1 protein-coding gene is annotated in these 1233 nt (G+C 49.2%); it reads left to right on the top strand.

The genetic code is table 11. The features are described from left to right. Nucleotides 1-61 precede the first annotated feature (61 nt). Complete coding sequence (locus AOB49_RS09830) at nucleotides 62-1225, top strand: IS30 family transposase (protein ID WP_062310620.1); 1164 nt, start codon at nucleotides 62-64, stop codon at nucleotides 1223-1225. Nucleotides 1226-1233: the final 8 nt, after the last annotated feature.

Genomic DNA, 1233 nt, shown 5'->3' with positions numbered 1-1233 from the left:
CTTGAATTCAACCGATCGATGCAACACACTACAAACTGCGTAAGCGCAAGGAGTGTTGCTCATGAAACAACGACCTCGAATCTATTACACGGCCACCCAGAAGGCTTTAATGTGGGAGCGGTGGCAAAAAGGCGATAACCTTCATCAGATAGCGCAGTTATTTGATCGGGGTCACTCCTCTATCCAGCGTATTTTGGCTGAAAGTGGTGGCATCAGACCGCCAGAGCGAACTCGATCCGTTTTAGCGCTAACTTTGGCTGAGCGAGAAGAGATCTCCCGCGGCCTAGCAACGGGACAATCCCTTCGCTCCATCGCTCAGCTTTTAGGTAGATCGCCCTCTACGGTTAGTCGGGAGGTTAAGCGTAATGGTGGCGCCAAAGACTACCGATCAGCTGGGGCTGATGGAGCCGCTTGGGATCGAGCACTTCGTCCTAAGACTTGTAAACTGGTCTTGAACAAGCCCTTGGCAACTATCGTGACAGATAAGCTGCAGTTCTTGCAGTGGTCGCCACAACAGATTGCCGGATGGTTAAAGCAAACGTATCCAGATGAGAAAAGCTATCAGGTGTCACACGAGACAATTTATCGCAGCCTCTTTATCCAAGCCCGTGGAGCCTTAAAGAAAGAGCTCGTGGCGCACTTACGTCGCACTCGGATCATGCGCCGCTCACGTCATCACACACTCAAAGATGTCGGCCTTGGCAAGATTGCCAATGCAGTCTCCATTAGAGAGCGGCCAGCAGAAGCAGAAGATCGCGCGGTGCCAGGACACTGGGAAGGCGATCTACTTTATGGGGATGCCAACAGCCAGATCGCTACTCTCGTTGAGCGCCAGACTCGCTATGTAATGCTAGTAAAGGTTGCCCGTAAAGATAGTCAAACTGTCGTCAATGCCTTAATTAAGCATGCGAGAAAATTACCGGACGAGCTTTATAAATCGTTAACGTGGGATCGGGGTAAAGAGATGTCTGAACACAAACGTTTTACCTTAGCCACGGATGTTCAAGTGTACTTTTGTGATCCCCAGCATCCTTGGCAACGAGGATCGAATGAAAATACCAATGGATTATTAAGACAATACTTCCCTAAAGGAATGAGTCTGGCTAACTACTCCCAAGCCAAGCTCAATGCAGTGGCAAGGAAACTAAATGAACGCCCTAGAAAAACACTAAACTATCAAACACCGGCAGAACGTTTTGCTCAATCTGTTGCGTTGACCGGTTGAATCCAAGG

The organism is Polynucleobacter sinensis (genome assembly GCF_001595985.1).
Taxonomy (GTDB): domain Bacteria; phylum Pseudomonadota; class Gammaproteobacteria; order Burkholderiales; family Burkholderiaceae; genus Polynucleobacter; species Polynucleobacter sinensis.
This window is presented reverse-complemented; position numbering and strand designations above follow the sequence as displayed.

Excerpts from the sequence above, each read along its gene's own strand:
- AOB49_RS09830 (WP_062310620.1), top strand. The coding sequence starts at position 62 with ATGAAACAACGACCTCGAATCTATTACACGGCCACCCAGAAGGCTTTA.